The organism is Sulfitobacter sp. EhC04 (assembly GCF_001650875.1).
Classification (GTDB): Bacteria; Pseudomonadota; Alphaproteobacteria; order Rhodobacterales; family Rhodobacteraceae; genus Sulfitobacter.
The window spans coordinates 263,803-289,488 of the sequence record NZ_LXYI01000008.1 but is presented as its reverse complement, the minus strand read 5'-3'; the positions used below and the strand labels follow the sequence as shown (position 1 = coordinate 289,488).

Below are 25,686 nucleotides of genomic sequence, written 5' to 3'. Positions count from 1 at the left end.
TACCGCGAGAGCGGTTTCGTCCAAGTCCGCTCAGCGGACATTACTCCGCCCCGCGGCAAATGTCCGCTTTGGGTCAGAAATGCGAGACGTCAGTGTCAATATCGCGTGGCGCCCCCCCTGACAGGACGCAGATTTCCCGCTGCATCCTGTCAAAGAAGTTCGTCGTTCCGGTAATCAAGAACCCGGTCAGGCGCTGGGCAGCTTGGCGGTCCTCAGGTAGGGCAGAACGGTGGTGAACTCACCGAACCGGGCCTTGGCGTCGGCGTCGGACACGGTGGCGGGGATGATCACGTCGTCCCCCACATTCCAGTTTGCGGGCGTCGCCACGCCTTGGCCAGTCGAGGTCTGCAACCCGTCCAGCGCGCGCAGTACTTCGGCAAAGTTACGGCCCACTGTCATCGGATAGGTCATCGACAGTTTCAGCTTCTTGTCCGGCCCGATGATAAAGACAGAGCGCACCGTGGCGCTGTCCGCCGGGGTGCGGCCATCGGGCATATAGGCTTCGGCAGGCAGCATGTCGAAGGCCTTGGAGACCTCAAGCCCGGCATCCGCGATAATCGGGAAACCGGCCTTTGTCCCGGCGACCTTTTCGATGTCACCCTTCCATTTCTTGTGGTCTTCGACCCCGTCAACGCTGACCCCCAGCACCTTGGTGCCGCGTTTCTCCCATTCGTCGGCCAATTGGGCCACGGCACCGAATTCGGTGGTGCAGACGGGGGTGAAATCCTTGGGGTGGGAAAACAGGATCATCCAGTTGTCACCGACAAAATCGTGCAACGTGATGCTGCCCTGATCGGTTTCTACGGTCAGATCGGGAATCGTGTCGTTAATGCGCAAGCCCATGTTATCCTCCGGGTCAGTTGTCTGCTTTTCCATAAGGTAAGGATTAATCGGCGACATTCCATACCCTCTCTTGCAGGCCCCCGCGCGCCCTGACAAAGTGGCGCCAAATCTGGCAGCGTCCTGGGGCCTGCCCCGTCATAACAACAAGGAGTTTTCCGATGCTGGAGAAACGTGAGTTCTACATCAATGGTGCGTGGGTCGCCCCCGCCAAACCCAATGATCACAACGTGATCGACCCCTCCACCGAAGAGCCCTGCGCGGTGATCTCGCTGGGCGGTCAGGAAGACACCGACAAGGCCGTCGCCGCCGCCAAGGCCGCCCTACCGGGCTGGATGGCCACACCGCCGGCGGAACGGATCGCGCTGCTGGAAAAACTGCTGGAGGTCTACAAGACCCGCGCAGAGGACCTTGCAACGGCCATGAGCACCGAAATGGGCGCGCCCATCGAGATGTCGCGGGCCAGCCAGGTCGGGGCAGGCACATGGCACCTGAGCAACTTCATCAAGGCCGCAAAGGACTTCCACTTCGAGGCGCCGCTGGGCGATCACGCCCCGAATGACCGGATCATCCGCGAGGCGGTCGGCGTGGCCGCGCTGATCACACCGTGGAACTGGCCGATGAACCAGATCACGCTCAAGGTCGGTGCCGCTGTTGTGGCGGGCTGTACCATGGTGCTGAAACCCTCCGAGGAAAGCCCGCTGGACGCGATGATCTTTGCCGAGCTGATGCATGAGGCCGGTTTCCCCAAGGGGGTCTTCAACCTCGTCAACGGTGACGGCGTGGGCGTCGGCAGCCAGCTTTCATCGCATGAGGACGTGGACATGGTCAGCTTCACCGGCTCGACCCGCGCGGGCACCGCGATTTCCAAGAACGCGGCGGATACGCTCAAGAAGGTGCACCTGGAACTGGGCGGAAAGGGTGCCAATATCATCTTTGCGGATGCGGACGAGAAGGCCGTCAAGCGCGGCGTGATGCATATGATGCAGAACACCGGTCAATCCTGCAACGCGCCCAGCCGGATGCTGGTCGAGGCGAGCATCTATGACAAGACCGTCGAAGAGGCCGGTGTGGTTGCCGGCAAGATCACAGTCGGCCCGGCGTCGGAAGAGGGGCGTCACATTGGCCCCGTCGTCAACGAGGTCCAGTTCAACAAGATCCAGGACCTGATCCAGAAGGGCATCGACGAAGGCGCGCGGCTGGTTGCCGGTGGCACGGGCCGGCCAGACGGGTTGAACCGCGGCTTCTTTGTCAAACCGACGGTCTTTGCCGATGTGACTCCCGACATGACCATCGCACGCGAGGAAATCTTTGGTCCGGTCCTGTCGATCATGAAATTCGACACCGAGGAGCAGGCCGTCGAGATCGCCAACGATACGGTCTATGGCCTGACCAATTACGTCCAGAGCACCGATGGCACGCGTCGCAACCGGCTGGCGCGTCAGTTGCGGTCGGGCATGGTCGAGATGAACGGCCAGGGCCGCGCCGCGGGCTCCCCCTTTGGCGGGATGAAGCGGTCCGGCAACGGGCGCGAGGGCGGTCTCTACGGGATCGAGGATTTCACCGAGATCAAGGCGGTATCGGGCTGGGCCGCCGAATAGCCTTTTCCACCATCGGCGATAGGACAGGGCTGCCTTCGGGTGGCCCTTTTTCTTTTCCTGCGCGTGACGCGGGTGCGGGACCCTCCGGGGGAGGTCTATTTGGCAGTATCGACCTCCACGAGGGGTGCCCATTGAGGTGCCATTGGTTCGAGCCCTATGGGAGACGGGTGCGATACCCCTGGTCCAAAGCGCGCTTTCCTGCGCGGTGGTCCTGATTTGATCTGGGATGTGGCAAGCGGTTATCCTAAAAAGGCCATGTACTTCCAGAAAGGTGCCCATGATCTATACCCGGCTGCATGGCTTTCTCGGCAACCAGATGTTTCAATACGCAGCCGCCGCTCAGTTGGCGGCGCGGCTGGGCGTTGCTGTCGCGCTTGATCCGCGCAGGGCGGCGGCCAAGGGGCAGGGAAACCTGACCGATATCTTTGATCTGCCAGTGGTCCCGCCTGCCAATCTGCCCCCGGATCAGGACCGCAGGCGGCTTGCCTATGGCATGTGGCGGCTTCTGGGGCGCTCACCCCGGCTGCGCCGTGAAAAGGGGCTGGGCTATGACCCTGCTTTCGAAGACTGGGGTGATGAAAGCTATTTGCATGGGTACTGGCAGAGCGAAAGGTATTTTGCCGGGATCAAGGATCATCTGCGCGAGGTGTTCACGATGGTGCCGCCCATGTCGCCCGAGAATGCCGACATGGCACGGCAGATCGCGGCGGGGCCATCGGTGGCGCTGCATGTGCGGCGCGGCGATTACGTGGCGCTGGGGGCAACGGCGGTCTGCGATCAGGCCTATTATGACGCGGCGCTGGCCGCCGTGACGCAGGGGTTGCCCGAGGCGCCGACGGTCTTTGTCTTTTCCGATGACCCGGCCTGGGCGCGCGACAACCTGACGGTGCCTTTCGACAAGGTGGTGGTGGATCTGAACGGGCGCGAAACCGCCCATGAGGACATGCGCCTGATGTCGCTGTGCCAGCACAACGTGATCGCTAATTCCACCTTCAGTTGGTGGTCGGCATGGCTGAATGCCCATGACGGCCGCCGGGTGGCCGCCCCGGCCCGGTGGTTTGCCAATGACCACCAGCGCAATCCGGACATCCTGCCCGTTGACTGGATTGCCATTGGTTGACGCGCCGGAGTTTTCAAAAACTCCGGACCAAATTTTTCGAAAAATTTGGTTAGTTCCGGACAGTGGTCCTTTCTCTCGACCCTCGTCTCGCCAACAGATGCGTGCCCGCGGAGTTTTCAAAAACTCCGGTCCGAATTTTTCGAAAAATTCGGCTTCCTGCCGCGCCTAGAAGGGCGCCTTCGAGCGCACCCTGGTCGATCGTCCGCCCTGCGGGTGATTGAACCGCAACTCCTCTGAATGCAGCATCAGGCGTGGAAAGTCGCGCGCCGGACCCGTGGCGTAAAACGGGTCACCCAGGATCGGATGCCCGATGCTCAGCATATGGACCCGCAACTGGTGACTGCGCCCGGTCTTGGGAAACATCCGCACACGGGCGGTGTCCCCCTCGTCCTTGATCCGCTTCCACTCGGTCTGTGCGGGCTTGCCGGTCTCGTGGCAGACCTTTTGCAGCGGGCGGTTGGGCCAATCAACGATCAACGGCAGGTCGATGGTGCCGGCAGGCTCCTCCGGCACGCCCCAGACCCGCGCCACATAGGTCTTGCGGGTCATCCGTTTTTCGAACTGCAGGCCAAGGTGCCGCTGGGCATAGGGCGTCATCGCAAAGATCATCACCCCCGAGGTGTCCCGGTCCAGCCGGTGGACCAGAAGCGCCTCGGGGAACACCTGCTGAATGCGGGTCAGCAGGCAGTCGGCCAGATGCGGGCCCTTGCCCGGCACGCTGAGCAGGCCGCTGGGTTTGTCCACCAGCAGCACCTCGGCATCTTCGTGCAGGATCACCAGCGGGTCCTGCGGCGGGTTATATTCCGTTTCCATCCCTTCCCGTCTCAGATGTAGGGTGGGTTTTCAAGCCACCAGCCGAAATGAGGCCCCCATGCACCCCACGATCGAGAAAATACAAACCGTCATCGCCTCGGGCGATCACACTGCGATCGCGCCGCTTTTGGCGGCTGATGTCACCTTCCTGCCGCCAACCTATTGGAAGACCTGGAATGGCCGTGACGCCGTAGCAGCGGTTCTGGGCCACGTAGGCCAGGTGTTTACCGATTTCCGCTATCGCCGGGTCATGGGCGCGGGCAACGACTGGGCGCTGGAGTTTCAATGCAGGATTGGCGCGTTTGATGCCGTGGGGGTCGATCTGATCACCCTGGGAGATGACGGGCTGATCGCCTGTTTCGAAGTGGTCATGCGCCCGCAAAAATCCATCGGGGCCCTGCGAGACGCGATGAACGCCCGCGTGATGAAGGACCCTGCGTTTCTCAAGTTCAAGGACGCACTGTCGTGATGCCGTCAGGCGGGCCTGTCGTCAGCCCCGCTGTGGTCTCGCCTTGATCCGCGTCCGGTAGATCGCGCGCCTGATTTCCCGCATCAGCTTGCCGCTGGCGCGGGTCTTTTTCTGGATAGTCGAGGTGCCCGGCATCTCGCCCACGCCGCTGGGCCAGATCGTATGGACCGGCTGGCCGGTGATCCAATGCATTTGCAGCGTCGTATCAACGGGGCGGTCCAGGGGTTCGGTCGCCGCCAGCAATCGCCGCGCTGCCGCCCGTCCGACAACCTGGCAGACGGTTTGCAGACCGATCACACGGGGCAGGAAAAGAGTGGCTTCCCCATTCTGTGCCAGCACCGCAGCGCGCCTTTCGCGGTCTTTTGCGGGCAACCGGATAAAGCTTTCCTCGGTCGCATGGGCCGCGACCAAGGCGATGGCCCTGTCCCATGGTGCCGGGTCAATTACCAGATCATCCTCGGCAATCAGGACATAGGGGTCAGGCCCGTCTGCGATGTCCTGCCAGCATTTGCGGTGGCTCAGGAAACAGCCGACCTCTCCCGGCCCCATGGCGAAGGGATAGGGCGGGGTGTGGCGGTTGCCGTTCTGCACCTTTGCCCCGCTGGTTTGCATCACCTCACGGCCATTCACGGCAGGCATGATCCCGGCAGCGGGCAGGACCCCCAGCAGCCGCGCGACATTGTCTGCCCGCGCGCCCGGTTCGGGCATGTGTATGATCAGGGATCGCATCTGTCAGGTTCCCTGGCGCCGGGCCGTGACCCTAGTGCAGGACAACGCGGGTGCCATTCGGCACGCGGTTGGCCAGGTCAATGACATGGGCGTTGAACATGCGCACGCAGCCGTTCGATACGGCGTACCCCACGTTTTCGGGCTGGGGTGTGCCATGAATGCGCAGAAGGGAATCCCGACTGCCCGTGTACAGATAAAGCGCCCGCGCGCCCAGCGGGTTGGGGCCGCCACCGGGCATTCCGGCTGCGTATTTGGCATAGATATGTGGTTCCCGGCGGATCATGTTCTTGGTTGGCGTCCAGCGGGGCCAGTCGGCCTTGCGGCCCACCCGGAAGGTGCCGGAATAATAGCGCCCTTCCTTGCCGATACCGACCGGATAGCGGACGGCCTTGCCCCCTTCCAATGTCCAGTAGAGGGCGAATTGCCCAGGATCGACATGAATTTCGCCGGGCGCAAACCTGTCCCTGATGCGCACGATTCTGGCCTGCTGGTGGTCCGGTATCTTGTAACCCTCGGTCGCGGAAAATGCAGGCGGGGCAACAAGCGCAGCAGCGCCGGTGATCAGAAGGTTGCGGCGGTTCATCAGTGGCATATGGGTCTCCTCAGGCGCGATAGCGGTTCAGGCTCAACATAACCCGCCCGCGCCCGAGGGCAATTGCGGAAATCCTGACCCGGTGCTGCGCGACCCGCAGACGCAAAAGGCCCCCGCGCATCGCGCAGGGGCCTCGATTGGTCCAAAAAGGAGTCGAAGGATCAATCCTCGACTTTTTCCTCTTTCTTCACTTCTTCGCCGGTCTCCTGATCGACAACCTTCATCGACAGGCGCACCTTGCCGCGATCGTCAAAGCCCAGAAGTTTCACTTTCACTTCCTGGCCTTCCTTCAGCACATCGGACGGATGGTTCAGGCGACGGTTCTCGATCTGGGACACATGCACCAAACCGTCACGCTTGCCAAAGAAGTTCACAAATGCACCGAAGTCCACGATCTTGACAACCGTACCGGTGTAAACTGCGCCTTCTTCGGGCTCTGCCACGATGGAGTGGATCATGTCGTAGGCCTTCTTGATCGCGTCGCCGTTGGGGCTTGCGATCTTGATGATGCCTTCGTCGTTGATGTCGACCTTGGCACCCGACACTTCCACGATCTCGCGGATGACCTTGCCGCCGGAACCGATGACCTCACGGATTTTGTCCGTGGGGATCTGCATCGTTTCGATGCGCGGTGCGTGAACGGAGAAGTCCGCCGCACCCGACAGCGCCTTGTTCATCTCGCCCAGGATGTGGATACGTCCGGTTTTCGCCTGCGCGAGGGCCTTTTCCATGATCTCCGGCGTGATGCCCGCGATCTTGATGTCCATCTGAAGCGAGGTGATGCCTGCTTCGGTCCCGGCCACCTTGAAATCCATGTCGCCAAGGTGGTCTTCGTCACCCAGGATGTCGGACAGGATCGCGTAAGACCCGTCTTCTTCCAGGATCAGACCCATGGCCACACCGGCCACTGCCGATTTCAGCGGCACGCCCGCGTCCATCATCGACAGGGAGCCACCGCAGACGGATGCCATGGAGGACGAACCGTTGGATTCAGTGATCTCCGAGACGACGCGGATGGTATAGGGGAAGTCGGTTGATGCGGGCAGAACCGCCTGCAACGCACGCCACGCCAGCTTGCCATGGCCAATCTCGCGGCGGCCAGGGCCGGATACGCGACCCACTTCACCAACCGAATAGGGCGGGAAGTTGTAGTGCAGCAGGAAGTTGGATTTGAAGTTGCCGTGCAGCGCGTCGATGAACTGTTCGTCATCACCGGTGCCCAGCGTGGTCACAACCAGACCCTGCGTTTCACCACGGGTGAACAGTGCCGAACCGTGGGTCCGGGGCAGGATGCCTGTCTCGGCCACGATGTCGCGGATTTCGTCGGTCTTGCGGCCGTCGATACGCTTGCCGGTCTTGACCACGTCACCGCGCAGGATGGATGCTTCGAGCTTCTTCATCGCCGAACCGAGGTTCGCATCGGCAAGCTGCTCTTCGCTCAGGCTTTCCTTGATCTTGTCGCGGGCCGCGGAAACAGCGGCGGTACGTTCCTGCTTGTCACCGATGGCGAAGGCGGCGCGCATGTCTTTTTCGCCCGCTTTCTTCACGGCTGCGGACAGCTCGGAATAATCGACCGGCTGGAAGTCAAACGGCTCTTTCGCCGAATCTTCGGCAAGGTCGATGATCAGGTCGATCACCGGCTGGATGCTGTCATGGGCGAATTTCACCGCGCCCAGCATTTCCTCTTCGGACAGTTCATAGGCTTCGGATTCGACCATCATGACCGCATCCTTGGTCCCGGCAACCACCAGATCGAGGCGCTGTTCGGGGTTCAGGCGCAGGTCCTGCATGTCGTCCACAGTGGGATTCAGGATGTATTCGCCATCCTCGAAACCGACACGGCAACCGGCGATCGGGCCCATGAAGGGCGCGCCGGAAATGGTCAGCGCGGCAGAGGCCGCAATCATCGCGACCATGTCGGGGTCGTTGACCAGATCGTGGCTCAGCACGGTACACATCACCAGCACTTCGTTCTTGAAGCCGGGGACGAACAGCGGGCGGATCGGACGGTCGATCAGGCGCGCGGTCAGCGTTTCCTTTTCGGTCGGACGCGCTTCGCGCTTGAAGAAACCGCCCGGCACTTTACCGGCGGCATAGTATTTTTCCTGGTAGTGGACGGTCAGCGGAAAGAAGTCCTGACCGGGTTTTTGCTGACGTGCATATGTCACGTTGGCCATCACGCTGGTTTCGCCCAGCGTGGCAATCACGGACCCATCCGCCTGACGGGCCACTTTTCCTGTTTCGAGTGTAAGCGTTTCTTCGCCCCACTGCATTGATTTCGTCGTTACGTTAAACATCTACGTTTCCTGTGTTGGCCCGCAGGCCTTTGCATAGAGGGCGCATTCCCTCTGACTCCGGTATCTTCTTTGTCAGGCGCTGGAGTCCGGGCGCCGGCTTTCAGATTTGACGCCCATACAGTGTTTTGCACTTGAGGGGAAGGGCGCGCATTGCCTCCCCGGTCAGCTGGCTGACCAGCCCCGCAGCCAATCCGGCATGGCGTTTTCGGCCTGTCCCGGCAGAGCGACGGACGGGGTGCCGAACGCGGCACACAGCACCTTGATCGCATCCGCTTCCGTCCCCGCAAATCGCGTCAGCAGAGGGGTGCAATCGGGGCTTGCGATATGCGCGACTGCGCAAACAAAAAAAGGGCCGCCTTCCTTGCGGAAAGCGGCCCTTTTATCAAAACCGATAGGCGCTTAGCGGCGCAGGCCCAGACGTTGGATCAGGTCCTGGTAACGGGCCACATCCTTGCTTTTGACATAGTCCAGCAGCTTGCGGCGTGTTGCCACCATCTTGAGCAGGCCACGGCGGCCGTGGTTGTCTTTCTTGTGGGTCTTGAAGTGCTCTGTCAGCGTTGCGATACGCGAGCTGAGCACGGCAACCTGTACTTCGGGCGAACCTGTGTCGCCTTCCGAAGCACCGAATTCCTTGATCAGGCGTGTCTTTTCTTCTGCAGTGATCGACATCGGGGTCTCCTTCTTGAGAAAGGGTTAATCGGAATGGCGCAGGCCGGGATGTCGTCCAGCACAGGCCCATGGAGAAATCGACCCTGAATCAGATTCGAGGCCGATGGGGGCGTATATGAAAATCCCCAGGCTTTGGCAAAGGGTTATTCGCGGGCTGGTGATTGCGTATCTTCGCCGCTAACCAAGGAACCCCAGCCCCTGTGCCGTGCTGAGCGGGATCAGCGAGATATCGGCAGCCTCAAGCAGGCTGTTGCCGTGCAAGGTCGCCATCACCTGACTGCCCATGACGATCTGAAGCTGGCTATCGTCCTCCGGGTTCTGGATCACGGATATCTGCGGTTCTTCTGCGCCTTCGTTGCTGTCGTCCCAGACAAACAGCAGAGAATCCTCCTGCGGTTCGAAATCCATCATCTCGGCCGGGCCACCCGTTCCGATCCAGTCGCCCAGCACGATCTGGTCCGCCCCGTCCCCGGCAGTGACGATATCGCCCTGACCGGCGATGATCAGGTCGTCGCCGCCACCACCGTTCAGATAATCACCCACATCGCTGTCGCTGATCCCCGGTGCCAGCGTGTCGTCCACAATGCCCGACAGCGTGTCATCGCCCCAGCCCCCGAACAGGGTATCACTGCCCGCCCCGCCATGCAGGGCGTCGTCGTCGAGCCCGCCCATCAGCGCATCGTCGCCCGCCCCGCCATACAACAGGTCATCCCCGGCAGAGCCTTGCAGGCTGTCATTGCCCGCATTGCCGTGGATCACGTCATCGTCATTGTGCCCGGCCAACTGGTCATCTTCGTCGCCGCCGAACAGGTCGTCATCCCCGTCTTCGCCGTGCAGGGTGTCATCGCCCATGCCCCCCTGCAGGCTGTCGTTTCCTGCCGCGCCGTGGATGTCGTCATTGCCCGCGCCGCCGTCGACGACGTCGTCGCCACCGTATCCGCCAATCTGGTCGTTGCCGTCGCTGCCAGTCAGCATGTCATCACCATCGCTGCCGGACAGGATATCACCCTCCGCCTCGGGCTCCTGCGCAGCGATGTCCACATAGACAACGGCGCTGACCGCCATCAAACCCATCAACCCGGCAAGAAACATCATCGGCGCACACCATCAAATCAAGGCATGGCGCAACGCGCACCACCCCTCGGGCATCTTCCAGAAAAACCGCCAATGGGTCAAAACCAAACCGGAAGACTGGTTAATGCGGGGTTATTGCGGCGGCGTCCCGAACCCACTCTTCAGGCTGTTGCGCATAGGGCAGGTACAGCGGATGGCGCGGATGCCCGGCCTTGGACAAGCCCAGATGGAACAGGGGCGCGGCACCGGCCATCAGCATCCTTGCCACCTGCGGCCCCCGGTCCAGATGCGCGCCGTGAACACCCCAGGCCGCGATGACGTGATCGGCCCAATCCATCCCTTCGGCCAGCACCGAATCGTTTTCCGGCCCTACCGGATCATCCGCCGCCCGCATGTCGCGCGGATCGGTGGCGCGCCAGGCAAAGATATTCGTCACCCGAAATCCGCCGTATCCAAGGTGCCGTGCGCGCCGTTCGCAGCGCTCCACTGTCGGATCGTTCTGCACCTCCGTTGCGGTGGAGGGGTTCAGCATTACGAACATCACCTTCAACGCGGCTGCATCCCAGACCCGCGTCAGGCTGTAACGGTAAGCCCCGCAACTGGAATAGACCGCTGTGGAGGGCGCGTCGCCCTTGGTATGGCTGCGGGTGATCATGCCTGCCTTACGAATCGCCGTCCTGCGACAGGTTAAACACCCGCGAGGGGTGCAGCTCGCCCGCCTTGAACCGGCCCACGGCAACGGCCTGTCCCTCGAAGGAGGCCCAGCATTCATCGCCGTATTCGACGCCGGATGCGATCACCATGCCGGGGTTGCCGTTGCGCAGCCGGGTGGCCCCCTCGGCGGTGGCCTTGACCTCGGGCAGGTCGTCCAGCCCGACCTCAAGCGGTTGCAGATGCGCATCCAGTTCCGGCGTGCGCGCCATTTCGGTGATCTGGTCCAGCGTCAGGCCGTCCGCCGCGTCAAACGGCCCGGACCAGACCCGACGCAGGTCGCGGACATGGCCAAGACAGCCCAGTTTCTGTCCCAGATCACGGGCAATCGACCGCACATACCCGCCTTTGCCACAGACCATCTCAAGCGTGACATGGTCGGTGTCGGGCCGGTCGGTCAGCAACAGGCTTTCGACAAAAAGGGGCCGCGCGGCCAGTTCCATCTCTTCGCCGTCCCGTGCCCGCTTGTAGGCCCGCTGGCCGTCGATCTTGACGGCGGAAAACTGCGGCGGCACCTGCTGGATGTCGCCGACAAAATCCGCCAGCGCTGCCTTGATCGCGTCGTCATCGGGGCGCAGCTCGGATGTGCCCAGCACTTCACCCTCGGCGTCATCCGTGTTTGTGGCGATGCCCAGCCGGATGGTGAATTCATAGGCCTTGAGCGCGTCGGTGATGTAGGGAACCGTCTTGGTCGCCTCGCCCAGCGCAATCGCCAGCACGCCTGTCGCCTCAGGGTCCAGCGTTCCGGCGTGACCGGCCTTCTTTGCGTCCAGCGCCCAGCGGACCTTGTTCACAACGGCGGTCGATGTGGGACCTGCCGGTTTGTCCACGACCAACCAGCCGGAAATATCTCTGCCCTTGCGTTTGCGCGCCATGTCTCACCTGTCTGTTTCGCGTGGGAGCCTATACAGACAGCCGCCCCCGCTGCCCAGCAGATATCTGCATTTTGGAACAACGGCACCGTCTCCCGCAGGCGATCAGTTGGGTTCGACCACACCGACGATTGGCCCGATGGCAGTGAACCCCACATCATCGCGGCCCAGACCGGGCGCGCGCAGCCGCGAGACGTTGCCATCGAAGTAAAGCGCATTCGGCAGGCCCAGACGGTCGCGAAAGAACGTGCCGAACGCGTGAAATGTGACCGTATTGTCCGATATGACAAAGACCGCCCGCGTGCCATCGGCCGAGGTGCCGACGCCGTTGCGGATGTAACGCGACGTGCTGGCCTTCAGGAATCGCGGATGCAGCTTGCCGTCGATGACCAGCATCGGCCCCGATTGCGTGGCAGAGCGGCAGGCGGGCTTTGCCTTGAGAAAGGCGGTGGTTTCCATGACATCGGCGCGGCCCTCGCGGATGCAGAAGATCCCGTTGGGCAGCAGGCCGAAATTGCCGGGGCCATCGGTGCTGATCACGTCCTGCACCTGATGGCCATTCTCCAGATAATAGCCAACCGGCGCGCGGTTCTCGTGATACATCCCCGCATTCATCGCAAAGCCAAGGTGAAGCCCCCTGGCCGCAAGCGCCTTTTCCACATTTCCGAAATGCCCGTAGATGCTGCCGGTCTCGTCTGTCAGGAACAGCTCCAGCCGCTCTTTCGTCAGGTCAACGTCGCAGATGGAGAATTTATTTCCGCCATAGCTTTCCTTGCGACAATCCGTTGCCTGTGCAGTGCCTGCCACAACCATCAGGCAGAGCCACAGCAGCAGTCTCATCCGTCGCTGTCCGGCCCGGTGGGCGCATCGGCGTCACGGCGCACCGCTTCCTGATTCAGCATGCGGCGGGTTTCGTCCATCTGGTCAAAGGTCTCGTCCAGACGAAACCGCAGTTCGGGGGCGAACTTCAGCGTCAGCTTCCTGGCCACCTGCCTGCGCAGCTCGCCCTTGTTGCGGGCCAGCAGCTTGATCAGCTCGTCCTGACCTTCGCCGCCCAGAGGCAGCACATAGGCTGTGGCAATCTTCAGATCGGGAGAGGTTCTGACCTCGCCCACGGTGACTGACATGCGGTTGAGATCGGTGTCATGCACGTCGCCACGCGCCAACACCTCGGACAGCGCCCGGCGGATGGTTTCGCCGACCCGCAATTGGCGTTGTGACGGGCCTGCGCCCTCGTGACTCTTGTTTCTGGACATGACCTCCATCTAAGACTTTGCAAGGCTTTTGCCAAGGCGGCGAATGCAAGCTAAACGGGCCTGAGCAAAGGAGCGCAGATCATGGCAAAACTTCCCGGTGTCACAATTACCGGCGCTTCCGGGCGCATGGGGCAAATGTTGATCACGCAGGTGCAGGCGTCAGAGCAACTGGTGCTCGCAGGCGCGGTCGAACGGTCTGGTCACCCCTGGGTCGGACAGGACATCGGCATGGCCATGGGGGGCGCTGCCATTGGCGTGACGGTCAGCGATGACGCCCAAGACGCGATTTCCGCCGCCGATGTGGTGATAGACTTTACCGCGCCCGCCGCGACGGTTGCCTTTTCGGCCCTTGCTGCGGCGTCGGGCGTTGTGCACGTGATCGGCACCACCGGCATGACCGACACCGAAATCGCGCAGCTTGCACCGGCGGCGGAAAAGACGGTGATCATCCGGGCGGGCAACATGAGCCTTGGCGTCAACCTGTTGACGCAACTGACCAAACGCGTCGCCGCAGCGCTGGACGCGGATTACGACATCGAAATCGTCGAGGCGCATCACAACAGAAAGGTCGATGCGCCCTCCGGCACGGCCCTGATGTTGGGCGAAGCCGCCGCAGAGGGGCGCGGCGTGAAGCTGGCCGAGGTCTCTGACAGGGGGCGCGACGGCATTACTGGCGCGCGTCAGCGCGGTGACATCGGTTTTGCCGCCATCCGGGGCGGTGACATCGTGGGCGAACATGACGTGATGTTTGCCGCCGAAGGCGAGCGCATCATCCTGCGTCATGTGGCATCGGACCGCTCTGTTTTTGCGCGCGGCGCGCTCAAGGCAGCAGTTTGGGGCCTTGGAAAGGCACCGGGGCAGTATGACATGCTGGATGTTCTGGGCCTGAACGACGGGCGCTGAACCGGTGGTTTTTTGCGCGTCAATTCTCCGAGGGTGAAACTTCCCCTGTCCTTTCGGCGTGATTGCACCAGATCATGCCAAAAGGAGAGTACATATGAGACCCCTTTCATTCGCGTTGACCGCGGCCCTTGTCACAATGGCCGCCCCTGCATTTGCCGATTTCCAGAAAGTCACCACACGCAGCGATTTCATCGCGCTTGTGGGTGGCAAGACCCTGACTCGGCCGCTGGTCAAGATACAGGTGCTTCCAGACGGCCAGATCGCTGGCAAGGGCGCGGCCTGGGCTGTGACCGGGCAATGGCAGTGGAAGGGCGAATATCTGTGCCGCAGCCTCGAATGGGGTGGCGATGACCTTGGCTACAATTGCCAGGAAGTGAAGGTAAATGGATCGAGTGTCCGCATCACCTCTGACCGTGGTGCCGGGCAATCAGCGGACTTCAGCCTCCGTTAAGATCCGGGGTCAGGCCTCAAAAATCGACCGCGATTCCTTTTTTCTCCCAATCGCCGTATCTGATCGGCTCGGGTCCGTCTCTGCCGCCCAGTTCGGGGGGCAGGTCCAGCGCTGCGGCGGCCTTCCGGCGCGCTTCGGCCTCGTCCAGCGCGCGCTGGGCGGCGGGGGGAATGGGCTTTGGGGCCGGATTCGGCTGCGGCGGGAGATCGGGCCCCGGCGTCGGGGTCGGATCGTTCGGCGTATCCGGGATCGGCTTTGGGGCCGGTGTCGGGTTCCGCATGTCGACGGGCTCTGTCATGTCATCCTCTTGAGCGGCTGCCGCCTTTGATATACGCCGCCTCATGGGCACGGCAACCCCGGCCCCCGACCAGAAAAGGCAATGGCATGGCAGACACAGGCGTACAGGCACGCAGAAGCGCCGTATATCTTCTGGACCAGATCCTGGGGGAGGAACCGCGCCTGATGTCTGAATTGCTGGCGGGCGGTGCGCTGGACAAACTGCCGCCCGACGACCGCGCCCGCGCGCAGCGGCTGGCCCAGGAAACCCTGCGGGGCTTGGAACGCGCCGACCGGCTGCTGCAAAAACACGTCAAGAAATCTCCGCCGCTCACGGTGCGCAATGTGCTGCGGGTTGGCACGGTCGAACTGTGCCAGGGCGGCGCGGCGCATGGTGTGGTGAACGCCATGGTGAATCTCGTCTCGCAGCACCGGACATTGAGCCACCTCAAGGGGTTGACCAACGCCGTCCTGCGCAAGATCGCCGCCGAAGGGCCGGAAGCCTGGGGCGCGCTGCGTGCGCCACGCCTGCCGAAATGGCTGCGCGGCCCGCTGACCGAGGCCTGGGGCGCGGATGCAATTGCCGCGATGGAGGTATCGCATTTTGCCGGTGCTCCGCTCGACCTGACGGCCAAGGGTGATCCGCAGATGCTGGCAGAGGCGACCGGCGGGGTGCTGCTGCCCACGGGGTCGGTGCGCGTGATGGATGCGGGTCAGGTTTCCAACATGCCGGGGTTTGCGGCAGGCGACTGGTGGGTACAGGACGCTGCCGCCGCGCTGCCGGTCCGCATCCTTGCGCCCAATGCGGGCGAACAGTTGCTGGACCTCTGCGCGGCCCCCGGCGGCAAGACCATGCAACTGGCCGCAGCCGGGGCCGATGTCACCGCCGTCGATACCTCTGCCGCCCGTATGGTGCGGGTGGGCGAAAACCTTGCGCGGACAGGCTTGCAGGCCAGGCTGGTGACCCAGGACGCCCGCGCGGTGACCGGTGCATATGATGCGATCCTGCTGGATGCGCCCTGTTCCGCCACGGGCACCCTGCGGCGGCACCCGGATCTGCCCTATGCCAAGGACGGATCGGAATTCGGCGATCTGATCGAATTGCAGGCGGAGTTGCTGGACCACGCCTGGTCCCTGCTGAAACCCGGTGGTCGGTTGGTGTTCTGCACTTGCAGCCTCTTGCCCGACGAGGGGGAGGTGCAGGTGGACGAGGCGCTGGAACGGCACACCGACATGGCTGTTGATCGTGACGCATTGATGGTGCCGGGGGTCGAAGCGGGTTGGGTCACGTCAGAGGGCGGTCTGCGGTTGCGCCCGGATTTCTGGGCGGACCGGGGCGGGATGGACGGATTCTATATCGTCTGCCTGCGCAAGGGCGGCTGAAGGCGCGCTGTCTGTCGGTCCAAGGTAACCGCGGCCGCGCCCGGCGGACTGGAGCGTTAAACGTCAGGTGGCAAGAGTTGCTTCCAGGTAAACGCGCAACGTCTGTCTTATGACTTTCCCTGTCTCCATGTGAACAGGGTTTCTCTGCCCGAAGCAACATTTGTAGCGGGCAGAGGCGGCGAGGGGGTCGTGAACCGCTTGGTCGTGATGGGCCGTCTTAAAGATTGACCGCCCGTCGTCTTTCATGAGGGCTGAACAGATAGGTCACTTCTGCGCAGTCGCCGCGCCGATTTGATCTCTGGCCCCGACAATCGCGAAAGATTTGCTTTGCTTCTTTGAAGTCAAAGTTTGGGTCCCACCAGTGAGTCGTGACCTTGTCCGATGGCCTTGGGTCCAAGTTCCAACTGACTTTCAGTGTTAATTCAGAACCATATATTGCCCTGAAACACGGCGCGTCCAGTTCGCCTCGCCCCCAATCGCGTTGTGCGGTTGCGGTGCAAACAGCCGGGTCACGTCGCAGGAAGGTCCATCGCGGGTGGCTGGACGAATGCGCGCCCTCGGGCCGCGAGATGTCAGCCAAATTGCCCCGCCTAAAACTTGATAAGCCCATTCCCTGCTGCGCTGTGCGCTCATGGGACATTGGCGATGTCAATTGCCTCAGGTTATAGGCCGGACGCCGTCGTTGTCGCTTTCGCCCAGGGGTGCAGATGGCCTGGCGAGGCGAAGCGGTCGCGTCCCGATCGGTGCACCGGTGGCTCTATCTATCGAAACCAGATCAATTTCTGTTTCTGCTTCGACATCGTAGAAACGGGCGAATTCTCCCCCGCCCCGGTGTTTTCTACCCCAAACCGCAAGCGCCAGCAAAACGGGCAGAAGATCGAGGCCCTCCGGCGTTAACAGATATTCGTCGCGGCAGGGGCGTTTGGAATAGCGCCGTTTCTCAAGCAACCCTTCTTCGGTCAGGGTGGCCAGTCGGTTCGACAGCATCGTCGGAGCGATGCCCAGACTTTTTCTGAACTCTTCGAAACGGGTGAGGCCCGCATGCGCATCGCGCATGATGAGCATGCTCCACGAATCCCCAAAGAGCGCGAGGCTTCGCGCGATGAGACAGGGGAGGGTCGAAACATTTTTCATGTAAATTTCATTTTGGCACTGACAAGCTATCAAAATGATAGTATATCGTTCATCGTCGCCGGTCCACAAAAATCGCGCGGCAAAAGTAGTCGAATGTCATCAACAGGGGGATGCACTTCCCCGAACTCCGGAGAGACAAAGATGAAATACTATCTGTGTAAATACATCCCGCCGCGTGCGGACTTTTTGGCGACGATGAGCGCGGATGAGAAAGTTTGGATGGGGCAACATGGTGCCTTTCTCGACGATCTTCTCGAAAAGGGCACGGTCGTGGCGCATGGACCCGTCATGGATCCTGCAGGCGGCTACGGTGTCTCGCTCTTCCGGATTGCTGATGATCAAGACATTGCGGTTATCACCGCGCAAGACCCGGTCGTGATGAACGGCGCAGGGCATTATGAGCATCATCTGATGCGACATCTGAAGGCGCGCGACTGACACTAAACACACCTGTGCGCCGTGCAGCGCTTGCCAAACCAATCCCGGCGTTTGAAGCGTCGCAATCTTTCAAGGAAACAGAAATGACTGTCGCCCTTATTACTGGCGCCTCGAGCGGCATCGGTTCGATCTACGCAAGCCGCCTGGCAGCCCGTGGACATGATCTCGTCCTGGTTGCCCGCGCCGCCGACCGGCTGAACGCACTCGCCGAAGAGCTCCGTTCCACCCATGGTGTGAACATCGAAGTGATCACCGCAGACCTGACAGATGCCGCACAGTTGGGGACGGTAGAACAGCGGCTGCGTGCCGACCCGCCGGTCGATATTCTGGTGAACAATGCCGGTGCAGGTGTCGCCGGTGGCCTGGCCAACTCCGATCCTGCCGCGCTGGAAAACCTGCTGCGCCTGAACACGCTGGCACCAACCCTGCTTGCGGCGGCGGCCGTTGATGGCATGGTGAAACGCGGCGGCGGTTCTATTGTCAATATCGGTTCAGTGCTGGGTCTCTTGCCTGAGTATGCACCGGGCATCTATGCCGCGACGAAATCCTATATGCTGACCTTGTCGCAGAGCCTGCACACGGAAGTCGGCGGACAGGGTATCTATGTGCAGGCGGTTCTTCCAGCAGCGACCCGTACCGAATTCTATGCGCGTATGGGTGGCGATATCAGCGCGATGCCCGCAGCGATGGAAGCCGACGATCTCGTTGATGCGGCCCTTTCCGGCTTCGACCAGAAAGAGCTCGTGACCATTCCCCCGATCCCCGATGTTGCAGCCTGGGAGGCCTTTGAGCAGGCCCGCATGACGATGGCGGGCGGCTTCACCAACACCAAGCCCGCAGAAAGATACCGCGCATGACATCACGGGCTGCCCGAACATTCGGGCAGCCGACATCGTGAATCACCAGGCCGCCGGGCCGTTCCGGCGGTCGGTGTCGGGGCTGCTATACGGGTGCCTTGGGCGAACAGGTCACGACGCCTCTGAAGGCGAAGGCAACTGATGACCTTTTGACTTTCTGCCGTTGCTGTTCGCGAGCGGCCTGTCCCCGGTTATTCAGTATCCCACTGGCCAGACGCGCCGAAGAAGTGCGGCAGCATTCTTTCGCCGACAAGATCATGGAGCCCCAAATGGCAACCGCCGCCGTGCAGGATTTCGGCACGGGGGTGTGGGTTGCCGGCCCCGCACTATTTGGGCGATCCAGCCCGCCAGCCACCTGTTTGCATCTGCGCGCGAGGAATCAGACGACACCGGATCTTCAGAAAAAGTCGCAGGACATGCTAACTGGAGCTCGGGCCTTACCTGTGCGAGAACTAAATACAAGAATTAAAATAGAACTAATGAAGCCGGCGAAATCCTTCGTAGCGGCAAAAATTTCAACTTGACCAAGTTTGAGTGTTGATTTAGTTAATACTAATATAGAACTCACTGATGATCGGCGCACATGCCATCGTTCAGCGGTTCCGGGCCCTGATGGCCCTTGCAGGGGAGGAATGACTTTGAGCGCACCTAAACGAAACGCTTCTGTCGCGGTTGTCGGCGCCGGTGACTATATCGGCGGAGAGATTGCCAAGAAATTCGCGTCAGAAGGCTTTGACGTCTATGCGGGCCGTCGCGGTGGCGACAAGCTGGAGGGGCTGTTCGACGAAATCAGGGCAGCCGGTGGCAGCGCACAGGGCCGGTCGCTCGACGCGCGGGTTCCCGAAGATGTAACGGCATTCCTGCAAGAGGCCGAGGCCATATCGCCCCTGGAGGTGGTAATCTTCAACATCGGCGCAAACGTCAATTTCCCCTTGGTGGACACCACCGACCGTGTGTTCCGCAAGGTCTGGGAAATGGCTTGTTTCGCAGGCTTCGTGACAGGCCGAGAAGCGGCCCGTATCATGCTGCCGCGGGGCAAGGGGAACATCTTTTTCACCGGTGCCACTGCCGGTCTGCGCGGCGGGGCCGGTTATGCCGCTTTTGCCAGCGCCAAATTCGGCCTTCGCGCGGTCGCTGAAGCCACTGCGCGCGAGATGATGCCGCAGGGCCTGCACGTTGCACATCTGGTGATCGACGCAGCCGTCGACACGGCTTGGGTGCGCAATCTTGTCGCTTCGAAGGAAGGTGCCGAGGCTTTGGAAAAAGAGGGTCGTTTCATGGATCCCGCCGCCGTGGCCGAGGCCTATTGGTCGCTTTACAACCAGCGCCAGGATGCCTGGACCTTCGAAATGCAAATTCGTCCCTCTGGCGAAACGTGGTGACCATGAAAGTTGAATTCCTCTTCGACTTCGGCAGTCCGAATGCCTATTTGTGCCACCGTGTGATCCCCGAGATCGAGCGTCGCACGGGTGTTACCGTTGCCTATGTGCCGATCCTGCTGGGTGGCATCTTCAAGGCCACCGGCAACCGCTCGCCGGTCGAGGTCTATGCCGGTGTGGAAAACAAGAACAAATACGACGCATTGGAAACTGAGCGGTTCTGTGCTGAACATGGCATCACCGACTTCAGCTTCAATCCGTTCTTCCCGATCAACACACTTGTGCTGATGCGCGGCGCGATCGCGGCGCGCAAGTTGGGTGTGTTCGAACCCTATGTCGATGCAGTCTACCGATACATGTGGAGCGACCCGCGCAACCTGAATGACCCGTCTGTCATCGGCGCATCGCTGACCGAGGCGGGGCTTGATGCTGCCGCACTGATCGCGAAGTCCCAAGACCCCGAGGTAAAACAGGAGTTGGTACAGGCGACCCAGGAGGCCGTTGAACGTGGCGCCTTTGGGTCGCCGACTTTCTACGTCGATGACGAGATGTATTTCGGCAAGGACAGGTTGCACATGGTCGTTGCAGAGATTGAAAAGCGCAAGGCTGAGACCGCCTGACGTCGAGGGCCTGCGGGCAAACGGAAATCTGGCTGCTTTCGACAGCCAGGATACCTGACAGCGGGCATGGCGTGGCCGGTGCCATTTGTTCGCGCGCAATCAGGCACAAGTTTTGATCTGGGACAGGCCTTTTGCGGGTCGTCGGGTCTGAAGGAGAACGGAAATCATGACGAAATACAGCATCCCGATCGCGGATTATCGCTTTGTCCATACAGCTCTAGGGCTGGATGAACTGTCCAGCCTTCCGGGGCACGAGGATCTGTCCTGGGACCTTATCGAACAGATCCTGCTTGAAGCTGGACGCTTTGGCAGCGAAGTGCTGCTACCGCTCAACCGGCAAGGTGACGAGATTGGCGCAAAGTTCGAGGACGGCAAGGTGACGTCGCCTCCGGGGTTCAAGGAGGCCTATGACCGCTTTGTCGATGGCGGCTGGCTTTCGCTGACCGGGCCGGAAGAATTCGGCGGGCAGGCGCTGCCGCATTTCATGGAATACTGCGTCACCGAGATCCTCAGCGCCTGCAACATGACCTTCCTTCAGTACACCGGTCTGACCCATGGTGCGGCGATGGCAATCGAGGCTCATGCCAGCGAAGAGTTGAAGAACACCTATCTGCCCAACATGATTTCCGGAGTTTGGTCCGGGACGATGTGTCTGACCGAGGCGCATGCCGGCACCGATCTCGGCCTGATGCGTACCAAGGCGCAACCGGGCAATGACGGCACCCATATGATCACCGGCACCAAGATCTTCATCACGGGTGGCGAGCAGGACCTGTCGGATAACATCGTCCATCTGGTTCTGGCCAAACTGCCGGATGCGCCAGAAGGGGCGGGCGGTATTTCGTTGTTTCTGGTGCCGAAATTCATTCCCGACGAGAACGGCGCGCTCGGGGAGCGCAATACGGTCACCTGTGGGTCGATCGAACACAAGATGGGCATGAAGGGCTCGGTTGCCTGTGTGATGAATTTCGACAACGCCAAGGGCTGGATCATCGGTGAACCGCACAAAGGCCTCAGGGCGATGTTCACAATGATGAATACCGAACGTCTTTTGTTGTCAGGCATGGGGCAGGGTGCGGCGGAAGTCTCTTATCAGACTGCGGTCGACTATGCCCGCGACCGGCAGCAGAGCCGGTCGATCAGCGGCGCGAAGCGCCCCGATCTGGCGGCCGATCCGATCATCGTTCACCCGGATGTGCGTCGCATGCTGTTGACCATGCGGTCGCTCGGCGAGGGCGCGCGGGCGCTGGCACTTTGGGTCATGAAGCATGTCGATATTGCCGACCGTCATCCGGACGCCGCCACGCGCGCGGATGCGGCGGCTTTCGTGGCGCTGATGACGCCGGTGGTCAAGGTCTGGCTGTCCGAGATCGGTATTGAAGCGGCCAACCACGGAATTCAGGTCTTTGGTGGCCACGGCTATGTCCGCGAATGGGGGATGGAACAGATCCTGCGCGATATTCGCATCGTCTCGCTCTACGAAGGCGCGAACGGCATTCAGGCGTTGGATCTGGTGGCCCGCAAGCTGCCGATGGAGAAGGGCCGGATGGTTCAGCACTTGTTCCGGCCCATCGAAGACCTGATTGCCGAACACAGCGACAACGCGGCTTTGGCCGAAACCATCAAACCTCTGGAAAAGCTCTTTGGCACGTTGAAACGTGCCACCGCCGTACTGACGGAAGCAGGTGCCGCCGATCCCGACGCTCTGGCTGCCGGCTCCATGGACTATCTGAAAATCCTGTCGCTGACAGCGCTTGGGTTTGTCTGGGCCAAGATGGTGATCACCGCCGAGACCGACACCAGCTTTCCCAAGGAACAGCGTGACGGCAAGCGTGCGATGGCGCGGTTCTTCTTTGCCAGGGTCTCTCCACAGGCCGACAGCCACATGGCCGCGCTGGAAGCCGGACCGGATACGCTGATGGAACTTGCCGACGCCAGCGTGTAATCTTGGTCAAGGGAAACTGGATGCTGGAGAGCGTCACGCAGGATTCTTCGTGACGACTGCGGCCTCCTGTGCCTCAACCCGAATCCAGTTTTCTGCGGTTGGTCAGGGGTTCAGCGCACGGCTTCGATCTCGGGTTTGACGAGGTATTTACCAGCGGCGATCAACTTGAAGTCAGCCTCGAATTCCTTTCTGACGAGAGCCAGAGTCGACAATTGCGGGCTGGAATAATGAATGCGAACCAGCTTGCCTGCGAATTGCGCGACAGCCAGGATGCCAAGCGAATGCTGGGGCCGTCCGAGAACCTGTTCGAAAACCCGGTCCCAGGCCACCGCCTGACTGCGTATCGAATCCCAGACCTTTAGACGGATCGCCGGTTGCCGGGAGGCTTCAATCCAGAACTGATAAAGTGTCAGGCTTTCCTGCGCGAAGTTCATCGCTTCACGTTGCAGGATGACTGCTGTCGTGTCGGAAAGTTGCTCGAACGTCCAGGACTGACTGCCAGCCTCTGCTGCAACCTCGCGATAGCGATCCTTCGATGCCTCGAAAAGCGCAACCTGGACATCTTCGAGGAGCGCCGAAATACTCGGGTAGTGATAGCTGGGTGCCGAAGCTGCCAGCCCCAGCATGGCGGCGACCTTGCGGTGGGTCAGGGCGGACATGCCCTCTGTGGTCACCACTTCAATCGCGGCCTCCAATATTCGCGCCCGCGTCTTTGCTTCTTTTGGTGCCTGCCGCGCCTTTTTCTGATCTGGAACGGCGGCCTGAACGATGTGTTTTGACGGTTTCCAGATTTCCATTGCCGGACGTTGCCGCAGAAACGTATCGTCGACCTGACGTTTTCGCAGATCAAGGCCCAGACCCATGTAGGTCAGTCCGACCACGAGGTCGATCCGTGACCGGAGCGCTTCATCACTGAAGTCCGGCTCTATCAAATCCCTTATGCGTCCCCAGACGTCCTGAAGTTCCTGCATGGATTCACAGACCAGGGCAGCACTGTCCGGGTTACGCAGACCGTCCAGAAAGACTTCGGCCCAGGCCAAAGCCTGCTCTCGATTTTCATCAACTGTGATGCGGATCACCCTGATGGTAAATTCCGACATACTTTGAGGAACATGATCCTTGCGCAGGTATCTTTCCAAAGCCCGGTCGAATCTGTGCCGATAGCGTTCCAGCACCGTCTTGGAAACCGACACCAGAATGTCGGCCTTCTTGGGGAAATAATAGGTCGTCAGCGCCAGCGAGACGCCGGCCTTTTGGGCGAGCTTGCGATGGGTCAGGGCAGACAGGCCTTCGGCGGCGATCAGGCCAATGGCGGCGTCGGTCATGTTGCGGAGAGTCTCGACCGAACGCGATTGCTTGGGTTTCTTGGCGTACATGGTGCCCGGACGGCCTTTCGTTCGATCGACCCGCAGAGATTATGAACTGCGCCGCCTTGGATTTCGGTGGGCGGCGCAGCGTTCGGCCGCCCACCAGTTCAAGCCCGATTATCAAATCAGATAACTGACCGGCAATGCCTATCCAAGCAATGCATTGAAAAAAATGCGCGGGATCTTGAACCAACTTGGCCGGTGCAAAAAGCGTGTCAGCAGGCGACCAAGGCGCACTTGTCTGCGGTTGGTGACGAACCAGGGCGGCCGTGGCAGCAGCGTCATTCCACCGGACAGCATCGCCCGCGGGGTGGGGCGCCAGGGCGCGCGCAGGATGGTGCGTTCGGTCTTGTCGAACATATAGGCGTTGTGAACCGAGCCGATGCCGGACTGTACGTCATCCAGAGTGTGCCCCGGAAACGCGCCCCAAGGCGTTTGTGAGATCGAGAAGCCGACAAGGGCCCAGGTGTTGATCCCGATGGTGCCATAATGAAGATCGGAGATGATCGATTCGAAGCGTTTCTTGCCGATACTTCGGATGGTTCTGGGGTGGATCAGGACACTAGCCCCCAGGGTGCCATGCAGGTTTTCGTTGGCCCATTTGACCGCCGCCACCAAATACGCTTCCGCGTTCTTGGCGGTGATCTTGTGGACTCCCAAAGCGGGACCAAAGACCTCGGTTTCGGCGTGATGCTCTTTTGAGTGCTCGGTGAATTCCGAGATCAGGAAGGGCGATGACTTGCCACGTGGCAGCATGACGATGTTGTCGCCATGCTCTTTGAAGTCGTTGACCCGCTGTTCGGTGCCTGGGTAGAAGGCGATCCGGTCCGACTTGGAGATGTGCCGCTTGACGGCCTCCATCAGCTTGCCGGTCTTGCTCCAGTTGCCCGGCAAAACCAGTGTCTGACAGGCGATGCAGTTATAGCCGGAGTTATAGAGCTTCTGGGTTGCGATATGTTCCGCCTGAAAGGCGATATCAGCCCTGGTCCAGGGACCGGGCACGATGATCGTCGGGCAGACTGCGCCCAATTCCGAAGTGACACGGCGGGTATTGCGCGGTGTCCCGGCGGCCTTGTTCGCCTTGCCCTGTGCACCGGGACCCCAGACAATGGCATCATGGGTGGCACCCGCGCCGGTGATGTGGATTTCTTCGATGTCCGGGTGACTGGTCAGATATTCGCCGACAACCCCGTCGCCGCGCACAATGCGCAAGGCGTCGATGTCGATCAGCGGTTTCAGGGCCTGGTTGAAAATCGGGGTCAGATAGTCGTTGACCGGGTTCATCTTCAAAATCACCACCTGATGCTCGACAAACAGCTTATAGAAGCAGTCGAGCGGCGCGATGGAAGAGATATTGCCCGCGCCCAGAACCAGTGCGACCTTGCCTTTGCGCTCATTCGCAGGCGCGTTATAGCTGCTGGCTGTATTATCCTTCAGATTGTTCAGGGTCACGCCGTCCTGCATCCAGACTTCGGCCGAGACACCAGACATCAAAAGCCGGTCCCACTTGTTGTGTGGCATGACCCTGACCGCCACTTGCCCGGACGTTGTTACACGCTTGGACAGGCCGTTCAGAAACTTTTTGCCTTCCATCTGCGACAGGGTCTCCATCAGACCGTTGCAGCCCGCGATGGCGGCATAGGGTCCGCCGAACCACTCTTCACCGACCTGTTTGGAGTCGGCCGGCAACATCTTGCGGCGCCCCGAAATCTCGACCCAGGCTGGCGCCTGCTGCATTATTCTGTCTTTGACTTGCGCCAACAGACCAAGCCGTTTGGCAATCGAGGTTTGGGCCCAACTGTCCTTGGCCGCCACAAGCGCAGCGATATCGGAATCGAGCTGCGAGTAATCTTCGGGAGCAATGTCCTTGTGTTCCATCGTCATCTCACT

27 protein-coding genes are annotated in these 25,686 nt (G+C 61.0%); 12 read left to right on the top strand and 15 right to left on the bottom strand.

Annotated features, from left to right (window positions below; genetic code table 11):
• Nucleotides 1–186: 186 nt before the first annotated feature.
• Nucleotides 187–843, bottom strand: coding sequence for a peroxiredoxin (locus A8B82_RS04295; RefSeq protein WP_067288707.1), 657 nt, complete (start codon nucleotides 841–843; stop codon nucleotides 187–189).
• A 158-nt stretch (nucleotides 844–1,001) separates the two neighbouring features.
• On the opposite strand from A8B82_RS04295, the gene A8B82_RS04290 reads away from it, so the two are divergent.
• Together A8B82_RS04290 and A8B82_RS04285 are read left to right on the top strand one after the other, a co-directional pair.
• On the top strand, nucleotides 1,002–2,441 hold the full coding sequence (locus A8B82_RS04290; RefSeq protein ID WP_067288630.1) for an aldehyde dehydrogenase family protein: 1,440 nt from the start codon (nucleotides 1,002–1,004) through the stop codon (nucleotides 2,439–2,441).
• 277 nt (nucleotides 2,442–2,718) lie between these two features.
• Nucleotides 2,719–3,561, top strand: a complete 843-nt coding sequence (locus A8B82_RS04285) for an alpha-1,2-fucosyltransferase (RefSeq protein WP_067288627.1) — start codon at nucleotides 2,719–2,721, stop codon at nucleotides 3,559–3,561.
• 165 nt (nucleotides 3,562–3,726) lie between these two features.
• On the opposite strand, the gene A8B82_RS04280 is transcribed toward A8B82_RS04285, so the two are convergent.
• On the bottom strand, nucleotides 3,727–4,374 hold the full coding sequence (locus A8B82_RS04280) for a pseudouridine synthase (RefSeq protein WP_067288625.1): 648 nt from the start codon (nucleotides 4,372–4,374) through the stop codon (nucleotides 3,727–3,729).
• 58 nt (nucleotides 4,375–4,432) lie between these two features.
• Between A8B82_RS04280 and A8B82_RS04275 the strand changes: the two genes are divergently transcribed.
• Nucleotides 4,433–4,843, top strand: a complete 411-nt coding sequence (locus A8B82_RS04275; RefSeq protein ID WP_067288622.1) for a nuclear transport factor 2 family protein — start codon at nucleotides 4,433–4,435, stop codon at nucleotides 4,841–4,843.
• A 21-nt stretch (nucleotides 4,844–4,864) separates the two neighbouring features.
• Here the strand turns inward: A8B82_RS04275 and A8B82_RS04270 are convergent, their stop codons facing one another.
• The 9 genes from A8B82_RS04270 to rbfA all read right to left on the bottom strand — a co-directional run bounded on the left by A8B82_RS04270 (nucleotide 4,865) and on the right by rbfA (nucleotide 13,043).
• On the bottom strand, nucleotides 4,865–5,572 hold the full coding sequence (locus A8B82_RS04270; protein WP_067288620.1) for a glycosyltransferase family 25 protein: 708 nt from the start codon (nucleotides 5,570–5,572) through the stop codon (nucleotides 4,865–4,867).
• 31 nt (nucleotides 5,573–5,603) lie between these two features.
• Entirely contained in the window at nucleotides 5,604–6,164 is a 561-nt protein-coding gene (locus tag A8B82_RS04265) for a L,D-transpeptidase (RefSeq protein ID WP_328586490.1), read from the bottom strand.
• 161 nt (nucleotides 6,165–6,325) lie between these two features.
• Entirely contained in the window at nucleotides 6,326–8,461 is a 2,136-nt protein-coding gene (pnp, locus tag A8B82_RS04260) for a polyribonucleotide nucleotidyltransferase (protein WP_067288617.1), read from the bottom strand.
• Nucleotides 8,462–8,860: 399 nt separating this feature from the next.
• Nucleotides 8,861–9,130, bottom strand: a complete 270-nt coding sequence (rpsO, locus tag A8B82_RS04255) for a 30S ribosomal protein S15 (protein ID WP_067288615.1) — start codon at nucleotides 9,128–9,130, stop codon at nucleotides 8,861–8,863.
• 177 nt (nucleotides 9,131–9,307) lie between these two features.
• Nucleotides 9,308–10,225, bottom strand: a complete 918-nt coding sequence (locus A8B82_RS04250) for a calcium-binding protein (RefSeq protein WP_067288612.1) — start codon at nucleotides 10,223–10,225, stop codon at nucleotides 9,308–9,310.
• Nucleotides 10,226–10,325: 100 nt separating this feature from the next.
• On the bottom strand, nucleotides 10,326–10,859 hold the full coding sequence (locus A8B82_RS04245; RefSeq protein WP_067288609.1) for a DUF1643 domain-containing protein: 534 nt from the start codon (nucleotides 10,857–10,859) through the stop codon (nucleotides 10,326–10,328).
• Between the two features lie 7 nt (nucleotides 10,860–10,866).
• Nucleotides 10,867–11,790: a tRNA pseudouridine(55) synthase TruB gene (truB, locus tag A8B82_RS04240; protein WP_067288606.1), complete on the bottom strand. Its 924-nt coding sequence runs from the start codon at nucleotides 11,788–11,790 to the stop codon at nucleotides 10,867–10,869.
• A 102-nt stretch (nucleotides 11,791–11,892) separates the two neighbouring features.
• Nucleotides 11,893–12,627 carry a phosphodiester glycosidase family protein gene (locus A8B82_RS04235; protein ID WP_067288603.1) on the bottom strand — a complete coding sequence of 245 codons (735 nt, stop codon included), beginning with the start codon at nucleotides 12,625–12,627 and terminating at the stop codon, nucleotides 11,893–11,895.
• Nucleotides 12,624–13,043, bottom strand: coding sequence for a 30S ribosome-binding factor RbfA (gene rbfA / locus A8B82_RS04230; protein ID WP_067288702.1), 420 nt, complete (start codon nucleotides 13,041–13,043; stop codon nucleotides 12,624–12,626). The genes A8B82_RS04235 and rbfA overlap by 4 nt, the downstream gene beginning before the upstream one ends.
• An 81-nt stretch (nucleotides 13,044–13,124) precedes the next feature.
• On the opposite strand from rbfA, the gene dapB reads away from it, so the two are divergent.
• Nucleotides 13,125–13,946, top strand: coding sequence for a 4-hydroxy-tetrahydrodipicolinate reductase (gene dapB / locus A8B82_RS04225; RefSeq protein WP_067288600.1), 822 nt, complete (start codon nucleotides 13,125–13,127; stop codon nucleotides 13,944–13,946).
• A gap of 94 nt (nucleotides 13,947–14,040) precedes the next feature.
• On the top strand, nucleotides 14,041–14,397 hold the full coding sequence (locus A8B82_RS04220) for a dihydrodipicolinate reductase (protein ID WP_067288598.1): 357 nt from the start codon (nucleotides 14,041–14,043) through the stop codon (nucleotides 14,395–14,397).
• Between the two features lie 16 nt (nucleotides 14,398–14,413).
• Here the strand turns inward: A8B82_RS04220 and A8B82_RS24745 are convergent, their stop codons facing one another.
• Nucleotides 14,414–14,677, bottom strand: coding sequence for a DUF1674 domain-containing protein (locus tag A8B82_RS24745; protein WP_082899132.1), 264 nt, complete (start codon nucleotides 14,675–14,677; stop codon nucleotides 14,414–14,416).
• Nucleotides 14,678–14,781: 104 nt separating this feature from the next.
• Between A8B82_RS24745 and A8B82_RS04210 the strand changes: the two genes are divergently transcribed.
• Nucleotides 14,782–16,056, top strand: a complete 1,275-nt coding sequence (locus A8B82_RS04210) for an RsmB/NOP family class I SAM-dependent RNA methyltransferase (RefSeq protein WP_067288595.1) — start codon at nucleotides 14,782–14,784, stop codon at nucleotides 16,054–16,056.
• 657 nt (nucleotides 16,057–16,713) lie between these two features.
• Here A8B82_RS04210 and A8B82_RS04205 read toward each other — a convergent pair.
• Nucleotides 16,714–17,190 (bottom strand): winged helix-turn-helix transcriptional regulator, encoded by a 477-nt coding sequence (locus A8B82_RS04205; protein WP_067288593.1) that lies wholly within the window; start codon nucleotides 17,188–17,190, stop codon nucleotides 16,714–16,716.
• A 141-nt stretch (nucleotides 17,191–17,331) separates the two neighbouring features.
• Between A8B82_RS04205 and A8B82_RS04200 the strand changes: the two genes are divergently transcribed.
• The 6 genes from A8B82_RS04200 (at nucleotide 17,332) to A8B82_RS04180 (ending at nucleotide 22,429) form a co-directional block, all read left to right on the top strand.
• Nucleotides 17,332–17,628 carry a YciI family protein gene (locus tag A8B82_RS04200; protein ID WP_067288590.1) on the top strand — a complete coding sequence of 99 codons (297 nt, stop codon included), beginning with the start codon at nucleotides 17,332–17,334 and terminating at the stop codon, nucleotides 17,626–17,628.
• Nucleotides 17,629–17,642: 14 nt separating this feature from the next.
• A complete protein-coding gene (locus A8B82_RS04195; protein WP_201120737.1) occupies nucleotides 17,643–18,485 on the top strand; it encodes an SDR family NAD(P)-dependent oxidoreductase in 843 nt (280 codons plus the stop codon).
• Between the two features lie 269 nt (nucleotides 18,486–18,754).
• Complete coding sequence (locus tag A8B82_RS23845; RefSeq protein ID WP_138069664.1) at nucleotides 18,755–19,009, top strand: hypothetical protein; 255 nt, start codon at nucleotides 18,755–18,757, stop codon at nucleotides 19,007–19,009.
• A gap of 114 nt (nucleotides 19,010–19,123) precedes the next feature.
• Nucleotides 19,124–19,867, top strand: coding sequence for an SDR family NAD(P)-dependent oxidoreductase (locus tag A8B82_RS04190; RefSeq protein WP_235604615.1), 744 nt, complete (start codon nucleotides 19,124–19,126; stop codon nucleotides 19,865–19,867).
• Between the two features lie 2 nt (nucleotides 19,868–19,869).
• Nucleotides 19,870–20,484: a 2-hydroxychromene-2-carboxylate isomerase gene (locus A8B82_RS04185; RefSeq protein WP_067288578.1), complete on the top strand. Its 615-nt coding sequence runs from the start codon at nucleotides 19,870–19,872 to the stop codon at nucleotides 20,482–20,484.
• Between the two features lie 166 nt (nucleotides 20,485–20,650).
• Complete coding sequence (locus tag A8B82_RS04180) at nucleotides 20,651–22,429, top strand: acyl-CoA dehydrogenase C-terminal domain-containing protein (RefSeq protein ID WP_067288577.1); 1,779 nt, start codon at nucleotides 20,651–20,653, stop codon at nucleotides 22,427–22,429.
• A gap of 110 nt (nucleotides 22,430–22,539) precedes the next feature.
• Here A8B82_RS04180 and A8B82_RS04175 read toward each other — a convergent pair whose 3' ends face one another.
• Together A8B82_RS04175 and A8B82_RS04170 are read right to left on the bottom strand one after the other, a co-directional pair.
• A complete protein-coding gene (locus tag A8B82_RS04175) occupies nucleotides 22,540–23,805 on the bottom strand; it encodes a TetR/AcrR family transcriptional regulator (protein WP_067288574.1) in 1,266 nt (421 codons plus the stop codon).
• A 138-nt stretch (nucleotides 23,806–23,943) separates the two neighbouring features.
• On the bottom strand, nucleotides 23,944–25,674 hold the full coding sequence (locus tag A8B82_RS04170) for an aldehyde dehydrogenase family protein (RefSeq protein WP_067288697.1): 1,731 nt from the start codon (nucleotides 25,672–25,674) through the stop codon (nucleotides 23,944–23,946).
• Between the last annotated feature and the right edge of the window lie 12 nt (nucleotides 25,675–25,686).

Excerpts from the sequence above, each read along its gene's own strand:
- A8B82_RS04285 (WP_067288627.1), top strand. The coding sequence starts at position 2,719 with ATGATCTATACCCGGCTGCATGGCTTTCTCGGCAACCAGATGTTTCAA.
- rbfA (WP_067288702.1), bottom strand. The coding sequence starts at position 13,043 with ATGTCCAGAAACAAGAGTCACGAGGGCGCAGGCCCGTCACAACGCCAA.
- dapB (WP_067288600.1), top strand. The coding sequence starts at position 13,125 with ATGGCAAAACTTCCCGGTGTCACAATTACCGGCGCTTCCGGGCGCATG.
- A8B82_RS04185 (WP_067288578.1), top strand. The coding sequence starts at position 19,870 with ATGAAAGTTGAATTCCTCTTCGACTTCGGCAGTCCGAATGCCTATTTG.
- A8B82_RS23845 (WP_138069664.1), top strand. The coding sequence starts at position 18,755 with ATGGCAACCGCCGCCGTGCAGGATTTCGGCACGGGGGTGTGGGTTGCC.
- A8B82_RS04170 (WP_067288697.1), bottom strand. The coding sequence starts at position 25,674 with ATGGAACACAAGGACATTGCTCCCGAAGATTACTCGCAGCTCGATTCC.
- A8B82_RS04180 (WP_067288577.1), top strand. The coding sequence starts at position 20,651 with ATGACGAAATACAGCATCCCGATCGCGGATTATCGCTTTGTCCATACA.
- A8B82_RS04270 (WP_067288620.1), bottom strand. The coding sequence starts at position 5,572 with ATGCGATCCCTGATCATACACATGCCCGAACCGGGCGCGCGGGCAGAC.
- A8B82_RS04295 (WP_067288707.1), bottom strand. The coding sequence starts at position 843 with ATGGGCTTGCGCATTAACGACACGATTCCCGATCTGACCGTAGAAACC.
- A8B82_RS04235 (WP_067288603.1), bottom strand. The coding sequence starts at position 12,627 with ATGAGACTGCTGCTGTGGCTCTGCCTGATGGTTGTGGCAGGCACTGCA.
- A8B82_RS04175 (WP_067288574.1), bottom strand. The coding sequence starts at position 23,805 with ATGTACGCCAAGAAACCCAAGCAATCGCGTTCGGTCGAGACTCTCCGC.
- A8B82_RS04275 (WP_067288622.1), top strand. The coding sequence starts at position 4,433 with ATGCACCCCACGATCGAGAAAATACAAACCGTCATCGCCTCGGGCGAT.
- A8B82_RS04290 (WP_067288630.1), top strand. The coding sequence starts at position 1,002 with ATGCTGGAGAAACGTGAGTTCTACATCAATGGTGCGTGGGTCGCCCCC.
- A8B82_RS04200 (WP_067288590.1), top strand. The coding sequence starts at position 17,332 with ATGAAATACTATCTGTGTAAATACATCCCGCCGCGTGCGGACTTTTTG.
- A8B82_RS04245 (WP_067288609.1), bottom strand. The coding sequence starts at position 10,859 with ATGATCACCCGCAGCCATACCAAGGGCGACGCGCCCTCCACAGCGGTC.
- A8B82_RS04280 (WP_067288625.1), bottom strand. The coding sequence starts at position 4,374 with ATGGAAACGGAATATAACCCGCCGCAGGACCCGCTGGTGATCCTGCAC.
- A8B82_RS04210 (WP_067288595.1), top strand. The coding sequence starts at position 14,782 with ATGGCAGACACAGGCGTACAGGCACGCAGAAGCGCCGTATATCTTCTG.
- A8B82_RS04220 (WP_067288598.1), top strand. The coding sequence starts at position 14,041 with ATGAGACCCCTTTCATTCGCGTTGACCGCGGCCCTTGTCACAATGGCC.
- truB (WP_067288606.1), bottom strand. The coding sequence starts at position 11,790 with ATGGCGCGCAAACGCAAGGGCAGAGATATTTCCGGCTGGTTGGTCGTG.
- pnp (WP_067288617.1), bottom strand. The coding sequence starts at position 8,461 with ATGTTTAACGTAACGACGAAATCAATGCAGTGGGGCGAAGAAACGCTT.
- rpsO (WP_067288615.1), bottom strand. The coding sequence starts at position 9,130 with ATGTCGATCACTGCAGAAGAAAAGACACGCCTGATCAAGGAATTCGGT.
- A8B82_RS24745 (WP_082899132.1), bottom strand. The coding sequence starts at position 14,677 with ATGCGGAACCCGACACCGGCCCCAAAGCCGATCCCGGATACGCCGAAC.
- A8B82_RS04265 (WP_328586490.1), bottom strand. The coding sequence starts at position 6,164 with ATGCCACTGATGAACCGCCGCAACCTTCTGATCACCGGCGCTGCTGCG.
- A8B82_RS04205 (WP_067288593.1), bottom strand. The coding sequence starts at position 17,190 with ATGAAAAATGTTTCGACCCTCCCCTGTCTCATCGCGCGAAGCCTCGCG.
- A8B82_RS04250 (WP_067288612.1), bottom strand. The coding sequence starts at position 10,225 with ATGATGTTTCTTGCCGGGTTGATGGGTTTGATGGCGGTCAGCGCCGTT.